This window comes from Amycolatopsis japonica (assembly GCF_000732925.1).
Taxonomy (GTDB): Bacteria; Actinomycetota; Actinomycetes; order Mycobacteriales; family Pseudonocardiaceae; genus Amycolatopsis; species Amycolatopsis japonica.
The window spans coordinates 4725421-4744676 of the sequence record NZ_CP008953.1; the positions used below are offsets into that span (position 1 = coordinate 4725421).

At 70.7% G+C, this 19256-nt stretch carries 12 protein-coding genes; 4 read left to right on the plus strand and 8 right to left on the minus strand.

The genetic code is table 11. The annotated features are described in order from the left end of the window. Window positions 1-3: 3 nt before the first annotated feature. Window positions 4-1170, minus strand: coding sequence for a pyridoxal-phosphate-dependent aminotransferase family protein (locus AJAP_RS21890; protein ID WP_038514775.1), 1167 nt, complete (start codon window positions 1168-1170; stop codon window positions 4-6). A gap of 155 nt (window positions 1171-1325) precedes the next feature. On the opposite strand from AJAP_RS21890, the gene AJAP_RS21895 reads away from it, so the two are divergent. Beyond that, on the plus strand, window positions 1326-2645 hold the full coding sequence (locus AJAP_RS21895) for an SLC13 family permease (RefSeq protein ID WP_038514778.1): 1320 nt from the start codon (window positions 1326-1328) through the stop codon (window positions 2643-2645). 5 nt (window positions 2646-2650) lie between these two features. On the opposite strand, the gene AJAP_RS21900 is transcribed toward AJAP_RS21895, so the two are convergent. Beyond that, window positions 2651-3388 carry a GntR family transcriptional regulator gene (locus AJAP_RS21900; protein WP_083649712.1) on the minus strand — a complete coding sequence of 246 codons (738 nt, stop codon included), beginning with the start codon at window positions 3386-3388 and terminating at the stop codon, window positions 2651-2653. Between the two features lie 112 nt (window positions 3389-3500). Here AJAP_RS21900 and AJAP_RS21905 point away from each other — a divergent pair, with 112 nt between their 5' ends. The 3 genes from AJAP_RS21905 to AJAP_RS21915 are packed head-to-tail and all read left to right on the plus strand — an operon-like array spanning window position 3501 to window position 5447. After that, window positions 3501-3854 (plus strand): RidA family protein, encoded by a 354-nt coding sequence (locus AJAP_RS21905; RefSeq protein ID WP_038514780.1) that lies wholly within the window; start codon window positions 3501-3503, stop codon window positions 3852-3854. Further along, entirely contained in the window at window positions 3847-4491 is a 645-nt protein-coding gene (locus AJAP_RS21910) for a helix-turn-helix transcriptional regulator (RefSeq protein ID WP_037336669.1), read from the plus strand. Before AJAP_RS21905 ends, AJAP_RS21910 begins: the two co-directional genes overlap by 8 nt. Then, on the plus strand, window positions 4488-5447 hold the full coding sequence (locus AJAP_RS21915) for a pyridoxal-phosphate dependent enzyme (RefSeq protein WP_038514785.1): 960 nt from the start codon (window positions 4488-4490) through the stop codon (window positions 5445-5447). The genes AJAP_RS21910 and AJAP_RS21915 overlap by 4 nt, the downstream gene beginning before the upstream one ends. Window positions 5448-5756: 309 nt before the next feature. On the opposite strand, the gene AJAP_RS21920 is transcribed toward AJAP_RS21915, so the two are convergent. The 6 genes from AJAP_RS21920 to AJAP_RS21945 form a co-directional block, all read right to left on the minus strand. Beyond that, window positions 5757-6734, minus strand: a complete 978-nt coding sequence (locus AJAP_RS21920) for an alpha/beta hydrolase (protein ID WP_038514788.1) — start codon at window positions 6732-6734, stop codon at window positions 5757-5759. Between the two features lie 13 nt (window positions 6735-6747). Further along, the gene (locus AJAP_RS21925) at window positions 6748-8313 is read right to left on the minus strand and encodes an acyl-CoA carboxylase subunit beta (protein WP_038514790.1); all 1566 of its coding nucleotides are present in this window, start codon (window positions 8311-8313) and stop codon (window positions 6748-6750) included. Continuing rightward, window positions 8310-14729, minus strand: coding sequence for a type I polyketide synthase (locus AJAP_RS21930; protein WP_038514792.1), 6420 nt, complete (start codon window positions 14727-14729; stop codon window positions 8310-8312). Before AJAP_RS21930 ends, AJAP_RS21925 begins: the two co-directional genes overlap by 4 nt. Further along, window positions 14726-16483 (minus strand): fatty acyl-AMP ligase, encoded by a 1758-nt coding sequence (locus tag AJAP_RS21935; RefSeq protein WP_038514794.1) that lies wholly within the window; start codon window positions 16481-16483, stop codon window positions 14726-14728. Before AJAP_RS21935 ends, AJAP_RS21930 begins: the two co-directional genes overlap by 4 nt. A 169-nt stretch (window positions 16484-16652) precedes the next feature. Then, window positions 16653-18029, minus strand: coding sequence for an MFS transporter (locus AJAP_RS21940; RefSeq protein WP_038514796.1), 1377 nt, complete (start codon window positions 18027-18029; stop codon window positions 16653-16655). Between the two features lie 300 nt (window positions 18030-18329). Next, window positions 18330-19247 carry a helix-turn-helix transcriptional regulator gene (locus AJAP_RS21945; RefSeq protein ID WP_038514799.1) on the minus strand — a complete coding sequence of 306 codons (918 nt, stop codon included), beginning with the start codon at window positions 19245-19247 and terminating at the stop codon, window positions 18330-18332. Window positions 19248-19256 lie beyond the last annotated feature (9 nt).

Consider the following 19256-nt stretch of genomic DNA (forward strand, 5'->3'; position numbering starts at 1 on the left):
CCCTCAGTCGTTCTGCAGCAGTTCGAGGGCGTCCTGCAGCCCGCGTGGATCGGCGGGGGCGCCGGCGAGTGTCAGTCCCATTTGGACTCCCGCGAGGGTGCCGGCGAGGGTGAGATCGTTGAACGCGCCGAGATGCCCGATCCGGAAGATCTTGCCGGCGAGTTTGCCCAATCCCGCGCCCAAGGACAGGTCGAACCGGTCGAGGATGATCGCGCGGACCTTGTCGGCGTCGATCCCTTCGGGCATCAGGACGGCGGTCAGCGCACCGGAATGCTCGCGCTCGTCCTGGCACAGGACCTCCAGGCCCCAGCCGCGGACGGCGGCGCGCGTCGCTGCCGCGTGCCGGGCGTGGCGCGCGAAGACGTTTTCGAGCCCCTCGTCGTAGAGCAGGCGCAAGGCCTCCCGCAGGCCGTACATGAGGTTCGTATTGGGGGTATAGGGGAAGAATCCGCGTTCGTTCGCGGTGAGCATCGGGCCCCAGTCCCAGAAGATCTTCGGCAGGCTCGCGGTTTTGGCGGCGTCGAGGGCCTTGTCGCTGATCGCGTTGAAACTCATGCCCGGCGGGAGCATGAGGCCCTTCTGCGAGCCCGCGACGGTGACGTCGACACCCCATTCGTCGTGCCGGTAGTCGATCGAGCCCAGCGACGAGATGGTGTCGACCAGCAGCAGCGCGGGATGTCCGGCGGCGTCGATCGCGGCGCGGATCTCCGGGATCCGGCTGCTGACACCGGTGGAGGTCTCGTTGTGGACCACGCAGACCGCCTTGATCCGATGCGCGGTGTCGGCGGCGAGCCGGTCAGCGACCACCTCGGGATCGGCACCACGTCGCCAGTCACCGGGCACGAACTCGACGTGCAAGCCGAGCCCCCGCGCCATTTCCTGCCACAGCGTGGCGAAATGGCCGGTCTCGAAGGCCAGGACGGTGTCGCCGGGGCTGAGGGTGTTGGTGAGCGCCGCTTCCCACGCGCCGGTCCCGGTGGCGGGGTAGATGACGACCGGGTTCGTGGTGCCGAAGACCGGCTTGATGTCGCGCAGCAGCCGCGTCGCCAGCTCCTGGAACTCCGGTCCGCGGTGGTCGATGGTCGCCGCCGACATCGCCCGGAGCACCACGTCGGGCACGTTCGTCGGCCCCGGGATCTGCAGGAAGTGCCGTCCGGCCGCGTATGTCATGTGCGCCTCCACGCTCGGCTTCGAAGGTTTCGGGAACGAGACCTTGGTCTCGCCGCTTGAACGGTATACCGTGTACCGAACTCCGTCGAGGGGCTACCCGGAACAACTTCGACCCGATTCCCTGAATGTGTCAGCGCCGACCGCAGAGGATTCCGATGTCCATACAACTCGTCACCGTCGTCGCGCTCGCCCTGGTCTTCCTGATCGCGACCGTGCTCCCCGTCCACATGGGAGCGCTGGCGTTCGTCGCCGCCTTCGTGATCGGCACGGTCTTCGCCGGGGAGAGCACCGACGACATCGTCTCGGGCTTTCCCGGCGATCTCTTCGTCATCCTGGTCGGGGTGACCCTGCTGTTCGCGATCGCCAAAGGCAACGGCACCGTCGACCGGCTCGTGCGCCTGGTGGTGCGCGCCGTCGGCGGGCGGATCGCCCTGATCCCGTGGGTGATGTTCGTGGTCACCGCGGCCCTGACCGCGGTCGGCGCGGTGGTGCCGGCGGCGGTGGCGATCATCGCGCCGATCGGGATGGGGTTCGCCCGCCGCTACTCGATCAACCCGATGCTGATGGGCCTGCTGATCATCAACGGCGCCAGCGCGGGCGGCTTCTCCCCCATCAGCATCTTCGGCAGCATCGTCAACGGCGTCGTCGCCCGCGACAACCTGCCGAGCGATCCGGGGCTGCTGTTCGTGTCGTCGTTCGTCTTCAACCTGGCGCTGAGTGTCGTGGTGTTCTTCCTCTTCGGCGGCCGCGAACTGATCCGCCGGTCGTCGGCCAAGCCCAAGATCGCCGCGCTCGCCCACAGCGGTTCCTCGACGGTGACGACGATGACCGGCGCACCTTCCAGCGGTGGCACCGAGGAGCCCGAAGAGCGTCTTCCACTCACGCGCGACCACGTGTTCACGCTGATCGGGCTGGCGGCCCTGGCGGTGGGCGCGCTGGTGTTCAAACTCGACGTCGGTTTCACCGCGCTGACCGTGGCGACCGTGCTGTCACTGGTCTCGCCGGGATCGGCCAAGGCGGCCATCGGCGAAGTAGCGTGGCCGACAGTGCTGCTGATCTGCGGGATCGTCACCTTCGTTTCGCTGATGGAGCGAGTCGGCACGATCGACTGGCTCGGCAACCTGGTGACGCGGATCGGTTCGCCGCTGCTGGCCGCGATCCTGATCTGCGCGATCGGCGCGGTGGTCTCGGCGTTCGCGTCGACGACCGGGATCCTCGGCGCGCTCATCCCGCTCGCGGTGCCGTTCCTGCTGGCGGGCGAGGTCGGCGCGGTCGGCATGATCATCGCGCTGGCGATCTCGTCCTCGGTCGTCGACTCGTCGCCGTTCTCCACCAGCGGCGCACTGGTCGTGGCGAACGCGCCCGCCGGGCAGAACGACAAAGTGTTCCGGGGCCTGATGATCTGGGGATTCAGCATGTGCGCGATCGCGCCGATCGCGACCTGGCTGCTGTTCATCCTGCCCGGCTGGGGCTGAGCCGGCTACCGGCTCCGGCGCTCGGCCAGCCAGCGTTCCGAATCGGGAGTGCCGCCGTCGAGCTGATCCACCACCGCGTCGAGGAAACTGCCGTGACCGTGATCGGCCAGCGCCTGCAACACCGCGTCGGGGTCGCCGCCCTCGATGATCGTGAGCAGCTCGCGGTGCCGTTCGACGTTCTGCATCAACGATTCGCCGTCGCGGCGGGCGCTGCGGTTGAGGGCCATGCACAGCTGCATCTGCAGGGAAAGCGCGCGATAGGCCTCGGTCACCCGCTCGTGCCCGGCCAGTGCGACGATCGACTGGTGGAAGTCGTACTTCCGTTGCGTGAACACACCTTCGTCGCCGTCACGGCCCGCCTGCTCGAACGCCGCGAGGGCGTCCCGGCACGCTTGCAACCGCTCCGGCGAGCGGACCGGGATCCCGATCCGGACGGCGAAGGCTTCGAGTTCTTCGCGCAGGGTGACGATTTCGTAGACGTCATGGCGGGTCAGCGGGCGGACGATGACGCCACGCCGCGGATGGGGTACGACGAGTCCCTCGAAGGCCAAGATCTGCAACGCTTCCCGCAGCGGCGGGCGGGACACCCCGAGCCGCTCGGTCAGTTTGGCCTCGACCAAACGCGTGCCGGGCGGGAGTTCGCCGGAAAGTATCATCGCGCGCAGCGCCTGGGTGGCCAGGTCGGCCATACTCGGCGGCGCGACGATGCGGCCGTCCTCGTCCTGCACGGAACTCATGGTCATACGGACCCCTCCCTGTCTGTATACGGTATATCAATCACCGTCGTCGCGCGTGAGCGGTAGGTCACTTCATATTCGGTTGGACAATCCGTCCAGCACTTATACAGTCGGTCTCGTGACCAACGAGCATCCGTATCCGCCCGCCTTCCGCAGCGGCGACCTGGTTTCCGTGTCCGGACGGCTCGGCGTGACCGAGACCGGGACGCTGGTATCCGGCGGATTCGACGCCGAATGCCCGCAGGCCTTCGCCAACCTCGACGCCGCGCTGCGGTCGGTGGGCGCGACCCGCGCGGACGTGGTGAAGGTCGTCGTCTACCTGACCGACATCGCCGACCGCGACGGTCTCAACCGGGTCTACGAGGAGTTCTTCTCCGAGCCCAGGCCGGCCCGCACCTGTGTCGGGGTGGCGTCCCTGCCGTACGGCGGCGTCGTCGAAGTCGAAGCCCTCGCCCGGGTACGCGATGTCTGAGCAGGACGCGATCCTCGACGCGCTCGCCCCGGTCGCCGACGGCATCGCGGCGACACTCGGCTCGTTCTGCGAGGTCGTGGTGCACGACTTCCGCCGTCCGGAGCAGTCGGTGGTCGCGATCGCCGGCTCGGTCACCGACCGCACCGTCGGCGGATCGATGAGCGAGATCGGCATGGGCCTGCTCGCCCGCGGCGACGACGCCGAAGACCAGCTGAACTACGTCACCAGGACCGCGTCCGGGAAGCTCGTGAAGTCTTCGACCATGCTGCTGCGCGACAGCGGCGGCTCGGTGTTCGGCGCGTTGTGCGTGAACCTCGACGTCACCGCGCTGGGCCAGCTGCGGACCCTCGTCGGCGAACTCGCCGACGTCGGCACCGCCGCCGAAACGCCGACCACCACCTTCGGCGACGACGTCGACGCGGTGGTCGACGCGATCGTCGACGAGCATCAACTCCGGCTGAACAAACCGTGGACCGCGCTCAGCCGCGAAGAACGTCTCGACCTGTTCCGCAGCCTGCACGCGCGTGGAGTCTTCGCCGTGCGGCGGGCCGTGCCCCAGGTCGCGGCGCGGATCGGGATCTCCCGCGCCTCCGCCTACAACTATCTCGCCGAAATCCGTGAACAAGGAGCATCATGACCGCCCCCGTGACCATCGACGACATCCGCGACGCGGCCGCCCGCCTGGCCGGGGTCGCGCACCGGACCCCGGTCGTGCGTTCCCGCACCCTCGACGAGCTCGTCGGCGCAGAGGTCTTCATCAAATGCGAGAACCTCCAGCGCGTCGGGGCCTTCAAGTTCCGTGGCGCGTACAACGCCGCCTCCCGGCTTTCGCCGGAACAGCTGGCCAAGGGCATCGCCGCGTACTCCTCGGGCAACCACGCGCAGGCCGTCGCCTTGGCCGCGCGCGAACTCGGGAGCAGCGCGGTCATCCTGATCCCGGAGGACACCCCGCAGTCCAAAAAGGACGCCACCGCGGGTTATGGCGCCGAGATCGTCACCTACGACCGGTACACCGGCGACCGCGTCGCCATCGGCGAGGCGCTGGCGGCCGACCGCGGTCTCGCGCTCATCCCGCCCTACGAGCACCCGCACGTGATCGCGGGACAGGGCACCGCGGCGCTGGAACTGCTGGAGGACACCGAATCCCTGGACACGCTCGTCGTCCCGGTCGGCGGTGGCGGCCTGATCGCGGGCAGCTCGACCGCCGCGAAGGCCGCGCGGCCCGGCATCCGGGTGATCGGCGTCGAACCCGCCGCGGGCGACGACACCAAACGCTCGCTGGACGCGGGGGAACGCGTGTCGATCCCGGTGCCGCGGACCATCGCCGACGGCCAGGCCGCCGAGATCCCCGGCGAACTGACGTTCTCGATCAACCGGCGGCTCGTGGACGACATCGCGCTGGTCACCGACGAGCAGGTCCGGGACGCGATGCGGTTCGCGTTCGAACGGCTGAAGCTGGTCATCGAGCCGAGCGGGGCGACCGGTCTCGCCGCGCTGCTCAGCGGTCGGATTCCCGCGCCGGGCCGGGTCGGGGTGATCATCAGCGGCGGGAACGTCAGCCCGGAACGCTTCGCCGAACTGATCGCCGGCTGACGTCTCCGCATTTCGTCCTCTGAATGCGGCTGTCCGTGGAGGACCCGCGGTGCTGGTGTCGCGAAAGCCACTTTCGGGACGTCTGGTGTCCCGAAAGTGGCTTTCACGGCATTCCCCACCTCATGTCGCCCCCGCGCCCACCGACTGACGTTGCGAAAGCCACTTTCGCAACGTTGAAGGTTGCGAAAGCGGCTTTCGCAACGCCTCGGCGAGGGCCGACCGCGTGACTCGAGTGATCAGACGCCGAACTCACGTGATTGGAGGCCGGACTCGCTGTGCCGCGTCTGATCACGCGAGTCCGGCGGCTGCTCACAGGCCAAGCCCGCCCGCCAGCACCGGCCAGGAGTTCCGCAGCGCCCGCTGCCAGTAGGGCCAGCTGTGCGTACCGTCGCCGTAGTAGTCGACGGTCGCCGGAATCCCCTTGGCCTTCAACCGATCCGTGAAGGTCACCGACGAAGCCAGCGCCTGGGGTTCGAAGATGTCGGACTGGCCCGGCGGGTCGAGCGGGCCGGTCTTGCCGTTCCCGCACGAGATGTAGAGCGCCGTGCCGCGCAGGCCGTCGATGTTGTCGTACGGGTTGTTCGCCGTCCAGATCGGCCGCATCCCCCAGCTGTCGCCCCAGAGCTCCAGGTAGTTGAAGATCCCCGCGCGGGCCAGGATCCCCTGGATGAACAGCGGCGCTCCCTGGTTGAGCGTGTTCGGCACCCCGCTGTAGGACGCCGCCGCGGTGAACATCCCCTTGTGCTTGTACGAATACGCGAGCGCGCCGTACCCGCCGATCGACAGTCCGGCGACCGCCCGGCGGGTGCCCGCCCGGTAGCCGCGTTCGACGATCTGCCGCACCTCCAAGGTGTGGAAGGTGTCCCAGTCGGGAGTGCTCCTGAGCCCGAAGTTCCACCACTTCGTGTACATACCGGCCGGCCCGCCCGTCGGCATGACGACGAGGGCGTCCTTGTCGGCGGTGAACGCCTTGACGTCGGTGAACTGGTCCCACGAGCGGTAGTCGACCGGTTCGCAGCAGCCGTGCAGCAGGTACAGCGTCGGCCAGGTCCGCGTGGGCTGCGCGGCCCAGCCGGTCGGGACCAGCAGGCGGACCATGCCGGTGGTGCCGAGCGCGGGCGAACTGATCTTGAGGTCGACCGTGCGCGCGTCCAGCCAGGTCTCCTCGACGACCTTCGCCCCGTTGTCGGCGGACACCGGTGCGGGCGCCGCGCTCGCCGGGATCGAGCTTCCGAGCAGGGCCACCATGGCCAGCGCCAGCAGACCCCACCGCCGGGTTCGCTTCATCACTTCTCCTTGCTCACAACGGGATGTTTCCGTGTTTCTTGGCCGGGAGGGTCTGCCGTTTGGTCCGCAGCGCGTCCATGGCCCTCGCCACTTGAAGGCGGGTGTGCGACGGCGCGATGACCTGATCGACATAGCCGCGTTCCGCCGCCAGGTACGGGTTCGAATGCCGTTCGCGGTATGCCTCGGTGAGCCGCCGTCGTTCCGCGGTCCGCTGCTCCGGCGGCAGCGCGGCGAGTTCGTGCCGGTGCAGCACCCGCACCGCGCCCTCGGCGCCCATCACCGCGATCTCGGCGGTGGGCCACGCCAGGTTGACGTCCGCGCCGAGGTGTTTCGACCCCATCACCGCGTACCCGCCGCCGTAGGCCTTGCGGATCACCACGGTCACCTTCGGCACGGTCGCTTCGGCGTAGGCGTAGATCAGTTTGGCGCCGCGCCGGATGATCCCGTGCCGTTCCTGCGCCTCACCGGGCAGATAGCCGGGGACGTCGGCGAGGGTGAGGATCGGGATGCCGAAGGCGTCGCAGAACCGGACGAAGCGCGCCGCCTTCTCCGAGGCGTCGATGTCGATCACGCCGGCCTGATGCCGCGGCTGGTTCGCCACGACCCCGACCGTGCGGCCCCGCACCCGGCCGAACGCGCAGATCATGTTCGGCGCGAAGGCACTGTGGATCTCGGTGAACTCGCCATCGTCGACGAGCCGCGAGACTACCTCTGCCATGTCGTAGGCCTGGTTCAGCGAGTCGGGCACCAGGCGGTCAAGTTCGAGATCAGCGGCGGTGAGTTCCGGATCGGTCTCGTCGGCGTATTCCGGTGCGGCGTCGAGGTTGTTGGACGGCAGGTAGCCGAGCAAGGTCTGCACCCAATCGATGGCGTCGTGCTCGTCGGCGGCCCGGTGATGGGCGTTCCCGGAGACCTCGCTGTTCACCGCGGCTCCGCCGAGCCGCTGAGCGGACACCCGCTCGCCGCTGACGGCGTGCACGACGTCCGGGCCGGTGACGAACATATGCGCGGTCTCGTCCACCATCACGGTGAAGTCGGTGATCGCCGGCGAGTACACCGCCCCGCCCGCACACGGCCCCATGATCAACGAGATCTGCGGGATGACACCGGACGCGAGCGCGTTGCGCCTGCCGAGTTCGGCGTAGTAGGCCAGCGAGACGACGCCTTCCTGGATCCGGGCGCCGCCCGAGTCGTTGATGCCGACCACGGGGCAGCCCAGCGTCATCGCCAGATCCATCACCTTGAGGACCTTCTCGCCGAAGACCTCCCCCATACTGCCGCCGAACACGGTGAAGTCCTGGGAGAACACGCAGATCTGCCTGCCGTCGACGGTGCCGTGCCCGGTCACCACGCCGTCGCCGTACGGCCGGTTGGCGTCCATCCCGAACTCGGTGCACCGGTGCCGGGCGAACTGGTCGAGTTCGACGAAGGAATCCTGATCCAGCAACAGTTCGACGCGTTCGCGCGCGGTGAGCTTGCCCTTGGCGTGCTGCCGGTCGACGGCTCGTTTCTCGGCGATCCGGAGATCTTCCCGGCGGGCGGCGAGGTCCGCGATCCGGAACGCCGTCGTGTCGGTCATGGCCGCGCCGCCTTGGGCGCCCCGAGCCGGGCCGCGAGCGCGGCGGCGACCACCTCGACATGCGGCGGGTCGATCATCGACAGGTGATCGCCCGGCACCCGCACGACCTCCAGATCCGCGCAGAAGGCGTCCCAGCCGAGGGCTTCGTCGGTGCGCAGGTACCGCGGATCGAGGGTGGTGGTCAGCGGATGCGGCTCCTGCGCGCGCATCAGCAGCACCGGCCCGGCATACGGTTCCGGCTCGTACCGTTCGGCCACGCGCGCGTCCACATAGGACTCGTACTGATGCCGCAGCACGCCGTGCCCCATCCCGGGCACCTGCGCGGCCAGCCTGCTGATCACCAGCCGGATCTGTTCGTCGTCGCCGAGCCGGACGAGGTCCTCGCGCGGGATGTCCAGCGGGACGCCGTAGGTCCGCTCGACGTGTTCGGCGAAGCGGTCGAACCGGTCCAGCAGGATCTCGTGCGCCGGCTTCCCCGGCGCGGGCAGCGGCAGGATGCTGTCGATCATGAACACCAGATCGACCCGCTCCCCCGCCGCCGTCAGCCGCCTGGCGGTTTCGTAGGCGAGGCAACCGCCGAACGACCAGCCACCCAGCCGGTACGGGCCCTGCGGCTGGATCTCCCGGATCAGCTCGAGATAGCACTCGGCCTTGTCCTCGACCGTGTCCTCTTCGTCGATCCGTTCCAGCCCGTAGACGGGCCTGCCCTCTGGCAGCAGACGGACGAGCCCTTCGTAGACGCTCGTCGGACCACCCGCCGGATGGAACAGGAACACCGGATCCGCGCCACCCTCGCGCAGCGGGCGGACAGGACAGCCTCCGCGTCCCTCGATCGCGTCGCGCAGCAGATCCGCCATCGCAGCGATCGTCGGCGTCGCGAACAGCCGTTCCGGGACGGCTCCGAGTTGCCCGGCGAAAACGGCGCGCAACCGCTCGGCTGCTTCGGCGTCGCCACCGACGGCGAAGAAGTCGTCGTGGACGCCGGGTTCCGCGCCGCCGAGTTCCGCCTGCCAGTGCCGGGCGATCCAGCGTTCGGCCGGATCGCGGGGCCCGACGGCAGCACTCGGGACGGCGGGTCGCGACCCCGCCTCGCCGAACCCTGCCTGTTCCGCGAGATGGTCGGCGAGTTCGCCGAGGCTCGCGCCACGCAGCAGCAGCGGGATCGGCAGCGGTAGGCCGAAGTCGCGCTCCACCACTCCCCTGGCGCGCATGGCGGTGAGGGAGTCCAGGCCGAGCCGGGTGAGCGGCGCGTTCCGGTCGATCTCGTCCGCGGCGAGGCCGAGCATCCCGGCGACGAGCCCGGCCAGGTAGTCGGCCAGCATCTCGCGGGCCGCTTCGGGCAGGACGGCCCGCAGCGCGTCCAGCCCGTCCCAAGTGGACTGTCCGGTGACCGGTTCGTCGCCCGGTACCAGGATTTCGAAGAAGGGCCGTCCGGCCAGCCGCGGGAACAGGGCCAGGACGGTCCCCGCGTCGACGCGGGCGATCCCGGTCGAGGCGCGGTCGCGGCGCAGCACCGCGTCCAGCGCCGCCAGCGCCTCCTCCGTGCCGAGCGGTTCGAGGACGGGGTTGCGGTTGCCGACGGCCGCTCCGGCCTCGCCCCAGGCGCCCCAGCCGATGGTCGCCGCCGGCAATCCGGCGGCCCGGCGCCACGCGACGAGCGCGTCCACCCACGCGTTCGCGGTGGCGTAGGCGGTCTGCCCCGGCGATCCGAACAGTGCGGCCGCCGACGAGTACGTCAGCCACCAGTCGAGTTCGTGGCCCGCCGTCGCTTCGTGCAAACGCCACGCCCCCAACGCTTTCGCCCGCCAGACGGCCTCGACGGCGTCGTCGTCGAGGCCGACGGCGGCACCGTCGGACAGCACACCGGCCGCGTGCAGGACACCACGCAACGGCAGGCCGCCCTCGGTCGCCGTCGCGACCAACGCCTCAGCCGTCCCGGGCGCCGCGATGTCAGCCGCCACCACGCGGACGTCGACGCCCTGGTCACGCAAATCCGCCAGCAACGGTTCGACGGCGGGGCTCGCACCACGCCGTCCGGAGAGGACGAGCCTGGTCGCGCCGCGTCCGGCCAGCCAGTCCGCCGCGACCAGGCCGAGGCCGCCGAGACCACCCGTGATCACGTAAGCGCCTTCGCGCACAACGGTTTCACGGCCGGGTTCGCCGAGTTCCGGCCGGGCCAGCACCCGGGTGTAGCGGACGCCCTCGCGCCAGGCGATCTCGTCGTCCGGCGCGTCCGCGCGGAGCTCCGCCGCCAGCTTGCCGACCCAGAGCAGGGCGGGATCCGGCTCGGCGTCGAAGTCGACCTGGCTCGCCCGCAGTTCGGGATGCTCGAAAGCGAGAACGCGGACCAGCCCGCGCAGCCAGGCTTGGCCGGGGTCTCCGCGCTCGCCGGGTTCGACGGCCGACGCGCCCGCGCTGACGAGCCACAGCCTCGGCGCCCGTTCGACCAGTTCGGCGACGACACCCGAGAGCGTCGCGACCATCCGCGCGTCCCGCATCGGGTCGAAGTCACCGGACGCGAGGCAAGCCAGAACCCCCGTGACCTCACGGGCTCGCAGGGCTTCCGCCAGCGCCGCCCTATCCCCGAGTGGGACGGTCACCAGTTCGTCCCCGGCGAGCCGGTCACGCAACGCCGTCAGCCACGGCGCGTCCTCGTGCAGGACGACCCAGCGGCGCGGGCCCTGCGCGGCCGAGGGCAGGTCGGCCTGCCGCCAAACCGTCTCGAACAGCAGATCCGCCATCGGCACCGGCAGCGCCGAACGCTGGAACCGGCGGCAGTAGACCTCGCGGAACTCGACCAGGACGACACCGTCGGCGTCGACCAGCTGGACCCCGCCGACCAGGCCGTCACCGGCCGGATCGAGCGAGTCGAGTACGGCGTCGACCCGGACACCGCGGCGTGGGTCGCCGGTGAGCACGACTTCGCCCAAGGTCAGCGGCAGGAACACGCCGTCGGCTTCGCGCAGCACGTCTCCGGCGGCCGCGGCCAGCGCGTGCAGGCAGGCGTCGGCGATCACCGGATGCAGGACGTACGCCGGATCGTCGGCGGGCAGGGTGATCGACGCCGAGGCCCGGCCGGGCGCCGCCAGGACATCGCGCAACCCGCGGAAAGCGGGACCGTAACTCTGCCCCATTCCCGCCAGCACCTGATACAGGTCGGTCGGCCAGGCGTCGTCGCCGACCGCGCCGAACGGCACCACCGCGGTGTTCCCGTCGCGGACGCGGGCCGTGGCGTGCCGCACCCAGCCGCCGTCCGCGGACCGCGCGTAGACGTCCACTTCGGACGGTCCGGTGCTGAGGCTCGTCGTCACCTCGGTGTGCGCGGCCAGCGGGAGGACCCGGTGCAGTTCGAGGCCGCCGACGCGAAGCTGCCCGCCAGGCCGCAGGACCGACTTCGCCGCCGCGAGCGCGAGTTCCAGGAATCCGGCGGCGGGGAACAGCGGGACGCCCATCGCCGCGTGGTCGGCCAGCCAGGGCAGCGTCTCGGTCCCGACGTCCGCGTGCCACAGGTGCCCGCCGCCGGTCGGCTGTTCGATGTGGACACCCAGCAACGGATGAGTGCCACCGGATCGGTTCGCCGGGCGCCGCGGCCAGAACCGCCGGTGCCGCCAGCGCGGACCGGGCAGTTCGACCGGAAGCGGGCGGGGGGCGCCGTCGTCGAGTACGACGGGCAGCCCGAGGGTGTGGAGCCGGGCGAGCGTGGTGAGGAACGTCTGCCGCTCGTCGACCTTGCGGCTCGCGGACGGCACCGCGAGCGCTCCGGTGCTCTGCTCGATCGCGGCGAGTGCCACCGGATGCGGCGAGATCTCGACGAACACGCCGTATCCGTCGGCGGTCGCCGCCGCCAGCGCCTGGCTGAACCGCACCGGACGCCGCAGATTCGCCGCCCAGTAGTCGACGTCGAACACCGGCATCCACTGTGGATCGTCGAGAACGCTGCTGTAGCAGGGGATTTCGACCGGTCGCGGCGACAGCCCGGCGAGCTCGGCGCGGAACCGGCCGAGAACGGCGTCGACGGCTTCCGAATGGCCCGCGCCGCCGACCGGAAGCCGCTTCGCCAGCCTGCCGAGGCTCTCGACGTGCGACACCAGCGCCTCGACCTGCTCGGCTCCACCGCTGACGGTGCACTGGACCGGCGAGGCGTAGACCGCGACCGTGATCCCGGGGAAGTCCGCCTCCAGGTCGGCGAGTTCGGCCGGGGACAGCTCGACCACCGCCATCGCGCCCTCGCCGGAGGCGTCGACCTCGGCCAGCAGCCGGGCGCGGGTGGCCATCACGCGCAGACCGTCGGCGACGTCCAGCGCGCCCGCGACGACGGCGGCCGCGACCTCGCCCATCGAATGCCCGAGCACCGCGGCCGGGACGACACCGTGCGCACGCCAGAGCCCGGCGAGGGCGAGTTGCATGCCGAACAACGCGAGTTGCGTCGCGCCGAGGTCCGGCGGGTCGTAGTCGCCGGAGAACACCGCGCGCAGGGAGAATCCGGCTTCGGCCCGGAACACCGGATCGAGCGCCTCCACCTCGGCCCGGAACGCGGGCTCGGTACGCAGCAGGACACGGCCCATCCCGGGCCACTGGGAGCCGTAGCCGGAGAAGACGAACACGACGTCGGACACGGGTGCGGCCTCGCCGAGGACGACGTCGGCGCTCTCGCGTCCGGCGGCCATCGCCCGCAAGGCGGCGGCCACCCGGTCGCGTCCCTCCTCGATGACCGCGCCACGGACAGGCAAATGGTCCCGGCTCCTGGCCAGCGTCGCGGCGACCGTGTCCAGCGAGACGGACCGGTGGGCAGGGTCTTCGAGCCAGTCGGCCAGATCGGCGGCCCGCGCCCGGAGCACCTCGGCCGAACGAGCGGACAGCGCGAACACGTGGGCCCTCTCGGTCTCCTTCCCCCGGGCGGCGAACGACGCGGCAGGCCATTCTTCGAGGACGACGTGGGCGTTGGTGCCGCCGAAACCGAACGCGGAGACCCCGGCGCGTACGACGTCGGAGTAGCGCGGCCAGTCCGTCCCGGTGTCCACCACGCGAAGGCGGAGACCGGCGAAATCGATATGCGGGCTGGGTTCGTGATGATGCGGGGTCGGTGGCAGCCGCCGGTGGACCATCGCGAGGACGACCTTGATCAGCCCGGCCATCCCCGCCGCGCCTTCCAGATGCCCCAGGTTCCCCTTCACCGAGCCGATCAGGAGCGGACGGCCGGGTTCGCGGCCGGCGCCGAGCACCTCGCCGAGCGCGCCGGCTTCGATCGGGTCGCCCACCTCGGTCCCGGTCCCATGCGCCTCCACATAGTCCACAGAGGACGGTTCGACGCCCGCCGCCGCGTACGCGTCCCGCAACAGGTCCGCCTGCGCGCCGGGGCTGGGTGCCACGAGACCGTTCGACCGGCCGTCGGAATTGACCGCGCTGCCGCGGATCACCGCGAGCACCCGGTCGCCCGCACGGCGAGCGGCCTTCAGCGGTCTCAGCACGATCACCCCGCAGCCCTCGCCGCGGGCGATACCGTCGGCGGCGGCGTCGAACGGTTTGCAGTGCCCGTCCGGAGCCAGCACCCCGGCCCGCTCGAAGGACGCCGTGACCGCGGGTGAGAGCAGCAGGTTCACCCCGGCGACGAGCGCCGCCCCGCATTCGCCGCGGCGGAGGCTCTGCACCGCCTGGTGCACCGCGACCAGCGACGACGAGCACGCGGTGTCGAGGGTGAGGCTGGGTCCGCGCAGGTCGAACAGATACGACAGCCGGTTCGCGGCGATACTCGTCGCGGCACCGGTGGCGGACCAGACGTCGACGGCGGCGGGATCGGCCATCGTCAGGTGGCCGTACTCGCCGGCCGACAGCCCGACGAACACCCCGGTCCGGCTCCCGCGCAACGTGGACGGCGGGATCCCGGCGTGTTCCAGCGCCGCCCACGCGACTTCGAGGAGCATCCGCTGCTGGGGATCCATCGTCTCGGCCTCGCCCGGCGTGATACCGAAGAATTCGGCATCGAAACCGGCGATGTCGTCGAGGAACCCGCCGCGGACGGGGGTCTCCCAGCGGTCTTCCGGGACCTCGCGGATGCCGTCGCGTCCGGCGTCCAGGAGCCGCCAGTACCGCTCCGGGGAGTCCGCGCCGCCCGGCAGACGGCAGCCGAGGCCGACTATCGCGATCGGTTCCTCTTCGCGGCCTTCACCGACGACGGCCGTGGATTCCTCCACTGTGGACAGACGGGCGGCGAGCGCGGTGATCGTCGGGTACTGCCACACCAGCGTCAGCGGCATCGGGCGGCCGAGGTGCCTGCCCAGTTCCGCCGCCAGTTCCATCGACTCGCGGGAGGAAAGCCCGCTCTCGTGCAGTGGCCGATCGGGGTCGACCTGGTCGGCGGGCGAGCCGGTCCGCTCGGCCACGCGCGCGATGAGCCAGGCGCGGATCTCCGCGGTCACCCGAGCCGCCGCACGGTCAGCGAACCGTCCAGATAGGACTTCCGGCACCGCGCCCGGCTGATCTTGCCGCTGGAGGTGCGCGGGATCTCGCCCGGGGCGAGGAAGACGACGTCGTACGGCCGCAGACCGTGCGCGGCCGAGACCGCCCGCCGGATCTCGCCGGTCGCCACGACGAGGTCGGTCTCGCTCCCCTTGGCACGCTCCGCCAGCACGACCGCCGCTTCGCCGTCTTCGCGCTCGATCGCGAACACCGCGGCGGAATGCGGCCGGACCGCGGGATGGATCTCCACGGTCTGCTCGATGTCCTGCGGATAGTGGTTGCGGCCGTCGACGATGACGAGATCCTTGAGCCTGCCGGTCATGAACAGTTCGCCGTCGTAGCGCACGCCGAGGTCCCCGGTCGCGAGCCAGCCCGCGCCGGACTCCGGGTCGATCGGCGGCAGGCCGAAGACACCGTCCGCGGCCGGCCGTCCCCAATACCCCACTCCGACGTTCGGGCCGTTGACCTGGATCTCCCCCACCCTGCCGGGTTCGACCAGCGCGCCGGTGACCGGATCGGCGATGCGGACCCGTTGCCCCACCGGGAACCCGCACGAAACGAGCGTGGTGGACGTCGCGCCGGGAAGCGCGGGCGTCGCCAGGCCGGTGGCGAGCTGATCGCGGTCGAAGGCGACCTCTCGCGGCGCCTTGCCCGCCTCGGTGACGGACACGAGCACGGTGGCCTCGGCCAGCCCGTAGGACGACCGGTGCACCTCCGGGCGCAGCCCGCACTCCTCGAAGGCGCCGTGGAATTTCGCGATCGTCGACGGGAGGACCGGCTCGCTGCCGTTGATCAGCGAGACGACCCGGCTCAGTTCGAGGTAGCTCTTCTCGGCCTCGGTCACGCGGGAAGCGCTGTAGGCGTACGCGAAATTGGGCGCCGCGCTGATCGCGCCGGGGCTCGCCGAGAGCGCGCGCAGCCAGCGCGACGGACGTTCGAGGAAGGCGAGCGGATCCATCAGGACCGACGACGCGCCCGCCGCCATGGGCGCGCCGATCCCGAGGATCAGGCCCATGTCGTGGAAGAGCGGCAGCCAGCTGACCGTGGACGTCGTCCCGGTTTCGATCGCGTAGGCGTCGCACGCCTGGCGGGCGTTGGTGAGCGCGTTGCGATGGGTCAGCATCACGCCCGCCGGCGTCCTCGTGGAACCGGACGTGTACTGCAGGTACGCCAGTCCGTCCGGTTCCGGTCGCGGCCAGGAGCGGTCACCGGCCGCGACCGGAGCAGTGGTGTCGACGGCGAGCACGGCTGGGCGCTCGATCGCCGTCGAGGCGAGGAAACCGGCGGCGGCGTCGAGTCCGTCGGTGGTCGTGAGCACGACCCTCGGCGCGCAGTCGGCGAGCACGGCGGCCAGCCTGCCCGCGTGCCCGGGGAGGTCCGGGGCGAACAGCGGGACCGCGACCAGCCCGGCGCGGATCGCGCCGAGGAACGCGACGACGTAGTCGACGGACTGCCGCGCCAGGATCGCGGCCCGGTCACCCGCGCCGGTGAACGAGGTCAGCCGGGTGGCGAGGACGTCGACACGCTCGTCGAGTTCCCGCCAGGACAGGGTGATCGCCCGGCCGTCCGCTCCGGCGCGATGGTCGAGGTAGGTCACCGCGACCTCGTCGCCGAGCCGCCACGCCCAGTACCGCAGCAGTGTCGCGAACGATTCCCCACCGGGTGCGTCGTCCGTGCCGCGGGCGGCGACGACCGTTTCCGAAATGGTTTCCATGGCCCCTCGTTTGACGACGTGAGCAGGAGCGGGTGAATTCGGAACGGCGCCGTTGCCGAAAGCGGATTCCATTCCGGAGACCGTTCTTTATCTGCCCGGAACTGTATGGACGTCCCGGGAAGGGTGTCAATGAAAGGATGATGGAACGCCGGTGCGCGTGCGGACGTGCTCACCGGGAAGTGAGAAAGGGGGCACCCCGCTTGTCACTTCGGGACGAACTTCGGGGGTTCAGGAGCCGGAGCGCGAGGAGCGCTCCGGCGAGTTGCAGTGCCGCCGCGGTCAGCAGGCCCGCCGTGTAGCCGTCGGCCAGCGCGGCCGCGGCACCTTCGTCGAGCCGGGCCACGCGGACCACGGACAGCACGGCCCCGATCAGCGCGACGCCCAGCGCGCTCGACAGTTCACGGGACGCGGTGAGCAGTCCGGAGGCGGTGCCCGCGTGCCGTTCGGCGACGATTTCCAGCGCGTACGAGGTCAGCGGGGTGGTCAGGGCCGATCCGGCGCCGATCAGCACCAGCCCGGGAATCCTGGGCGGTATTTCCGGCAGGTGGTTGACCGCGGCGAGCGCCAGCAGTCCGGCGGCCACCGTGGTCAGCCCTGCCGCGACCGTCCGATGTGGACCCCAGCGCGGTACCGCCCAAGGCACCAGCGGGGTGGCGGCGACGACCGCGACCGCCACCACGACCAGCGGCAATCCGGCGAGCATCGGCCCGAGACCGAGGGATTCCTGATGCAGCAACGGCGTGAAGAAGAAGACTCCCGAAACCCCCAGCCCCCACAGCAGCTGCACGGTGAGCGCGCCGGTGAAGACCCGCGTTCCGGTCAGCGCCTTCGGCACCAGCCGCACACGCGCGCGTCTTTCCCTGAGCACGAACCAGATCGCGAAGGCCGTCCCCACCGCACCGAGCACGACGCTCAGTTCCACCACGGCGGCGGTGGTCAGGACCATCGCGGTGGTCACGACCAGCATGGACAGCACGGCGGGCCTCCCCGCCGCCGGATCACGATCGGCGAGGGCGACCTTGCGCACCAGTAGCAGCATCGCCGCCACGAACGGGAGGTTGACGAAGAAGATCCAGCCCCAGCCCAGATATTCGCTCAGCAGCCCGCCGAGCGTCGGGCCGAGAGCGAGGGCGGCCGCGAGGCAAGCGGTCCAGACCGTCGCTCCCACAGCGCGTCTTCGCGCGTCGAGGTTGGTGCGGAGCAGGCTGAGCAGGGCCGGGACCAGGAACGCCGCCGCCGCGCCTTGCAGAATCCGCGCGGAGACGACGAGCCACGCCGTCGTGGCGAATCCTCCGGCGGCCGCACCGGCACCGAACGCGAGCAGCCCCGCCCGCAGGGTCGCCGCCTGGCCCGAACGGTCCACCAGCGTCCCCGCCACCGGCAGCAACCCGGCGAACGGGAGCATGTAGCCGATGCTCACCCATTGCAGCGTGGGCAGATCGAGCCCGAGTTCCCGGGCGAGCGAAGGCGCGCCCGCCGCGACGATCGTGTTGTCGAGGGTGGTGACGAAGGCCCCGAGCCCGATCATGAGGAGCGTCGCTCGCATTTCGGCTCCTCGTGAGTGAAGACGGTTCGCGGCCGGGGCGAAGTCGTTACTCGCGTGATCAGACGCCGAACTCGCGTGATTGCAGGCGTAACTCACGTGATCGGAGGCCGCACTCGGTGTGCGGCCTCTACTCACGCGAGATACGCCTCCAATCACGCGAGATCCGTCTCCGATCACGCGAGATCCGTCTCCGAACTCGCGAGTCCGATACCCCGAGCACCGTCTTTACCACTCGCGAAACCCGGCCCCGGTCTCTCGTGACAATTCCGGGCGCCCCCAGTGGCACTCACGCCATAAAACTCAAAGCCACCCCTGCCGCGAAGCCTGCGCTCCCAGTTGGAACCGGGTCTGCGCGCCCAGCAGTTGTTGCAGGCGGCTGATCCGCCGCAGGACGGTGCGTTCGCTGATCCCGAGCTCGCGGGCGATCGCCTCGTCGGTCAGGCCGCCGCTCAGCAACGCGAGCAGACGGCGCGTGGCGACGGTCGGCTCCTGCGTCGCTTCCGCGTCGTCCGGACCACCCGCCCGCACCGGCACCCCCATCCGCCAGAACGATTCGAACAACTCGATCAGCGCGCTCAGCAGCATCGACGGATGGATCAGCAAGGCCAGCACGTCACCTGCGTCGGAGTTCGGGACGGCGATCAGCGCCCGGTTGCTGTCGGCGATCACCAGCTTCAGCGGCAGCCTGGGGAACACCCTGGCCTGCTCCCCGAGCGCGATACTCGACTGCACCTGGGCGAATCCGTCGTCGGTCCGCAGCACGGACGAGTCGTAGACGACGCGGTACGCGATGCCGCGCGCCATCGATCCCGGCTGCACCGTGCTCACTTCGGCCTTCGGGCTCATGTACGACCCCGGGTCCAGCGCGACGATGTCCACCCCCGCCTGCGTCTGCATGGCTTCGAAGGTGGCGATCACCTCGTCCCGGCTCCGCAGCACCTCGACGAAGTCCGCGTCGCGGCCCGTCCGCAAGGAGTAGGCGGCGCCGAGCACCTCGGCCGCTTCCCGCGCGCGGACGGCCGCGGCCTCGTGCTGCGCCGCGAACGCCGACAGCGCCGCACGCGGCGGGCACACCTCGACACCGGACTCGCCGGCGCGGATCAGGCCGAACCGCTCCAGCTCCGCCAGTTCGGCACCGGGCGGGCCAGGACGCCCTTCCAACAGGGCCCGATACAGCTGCTCGGCCTCCACCGACAAGCCTCGCGACTCGGCGAGCATGACGCTTCT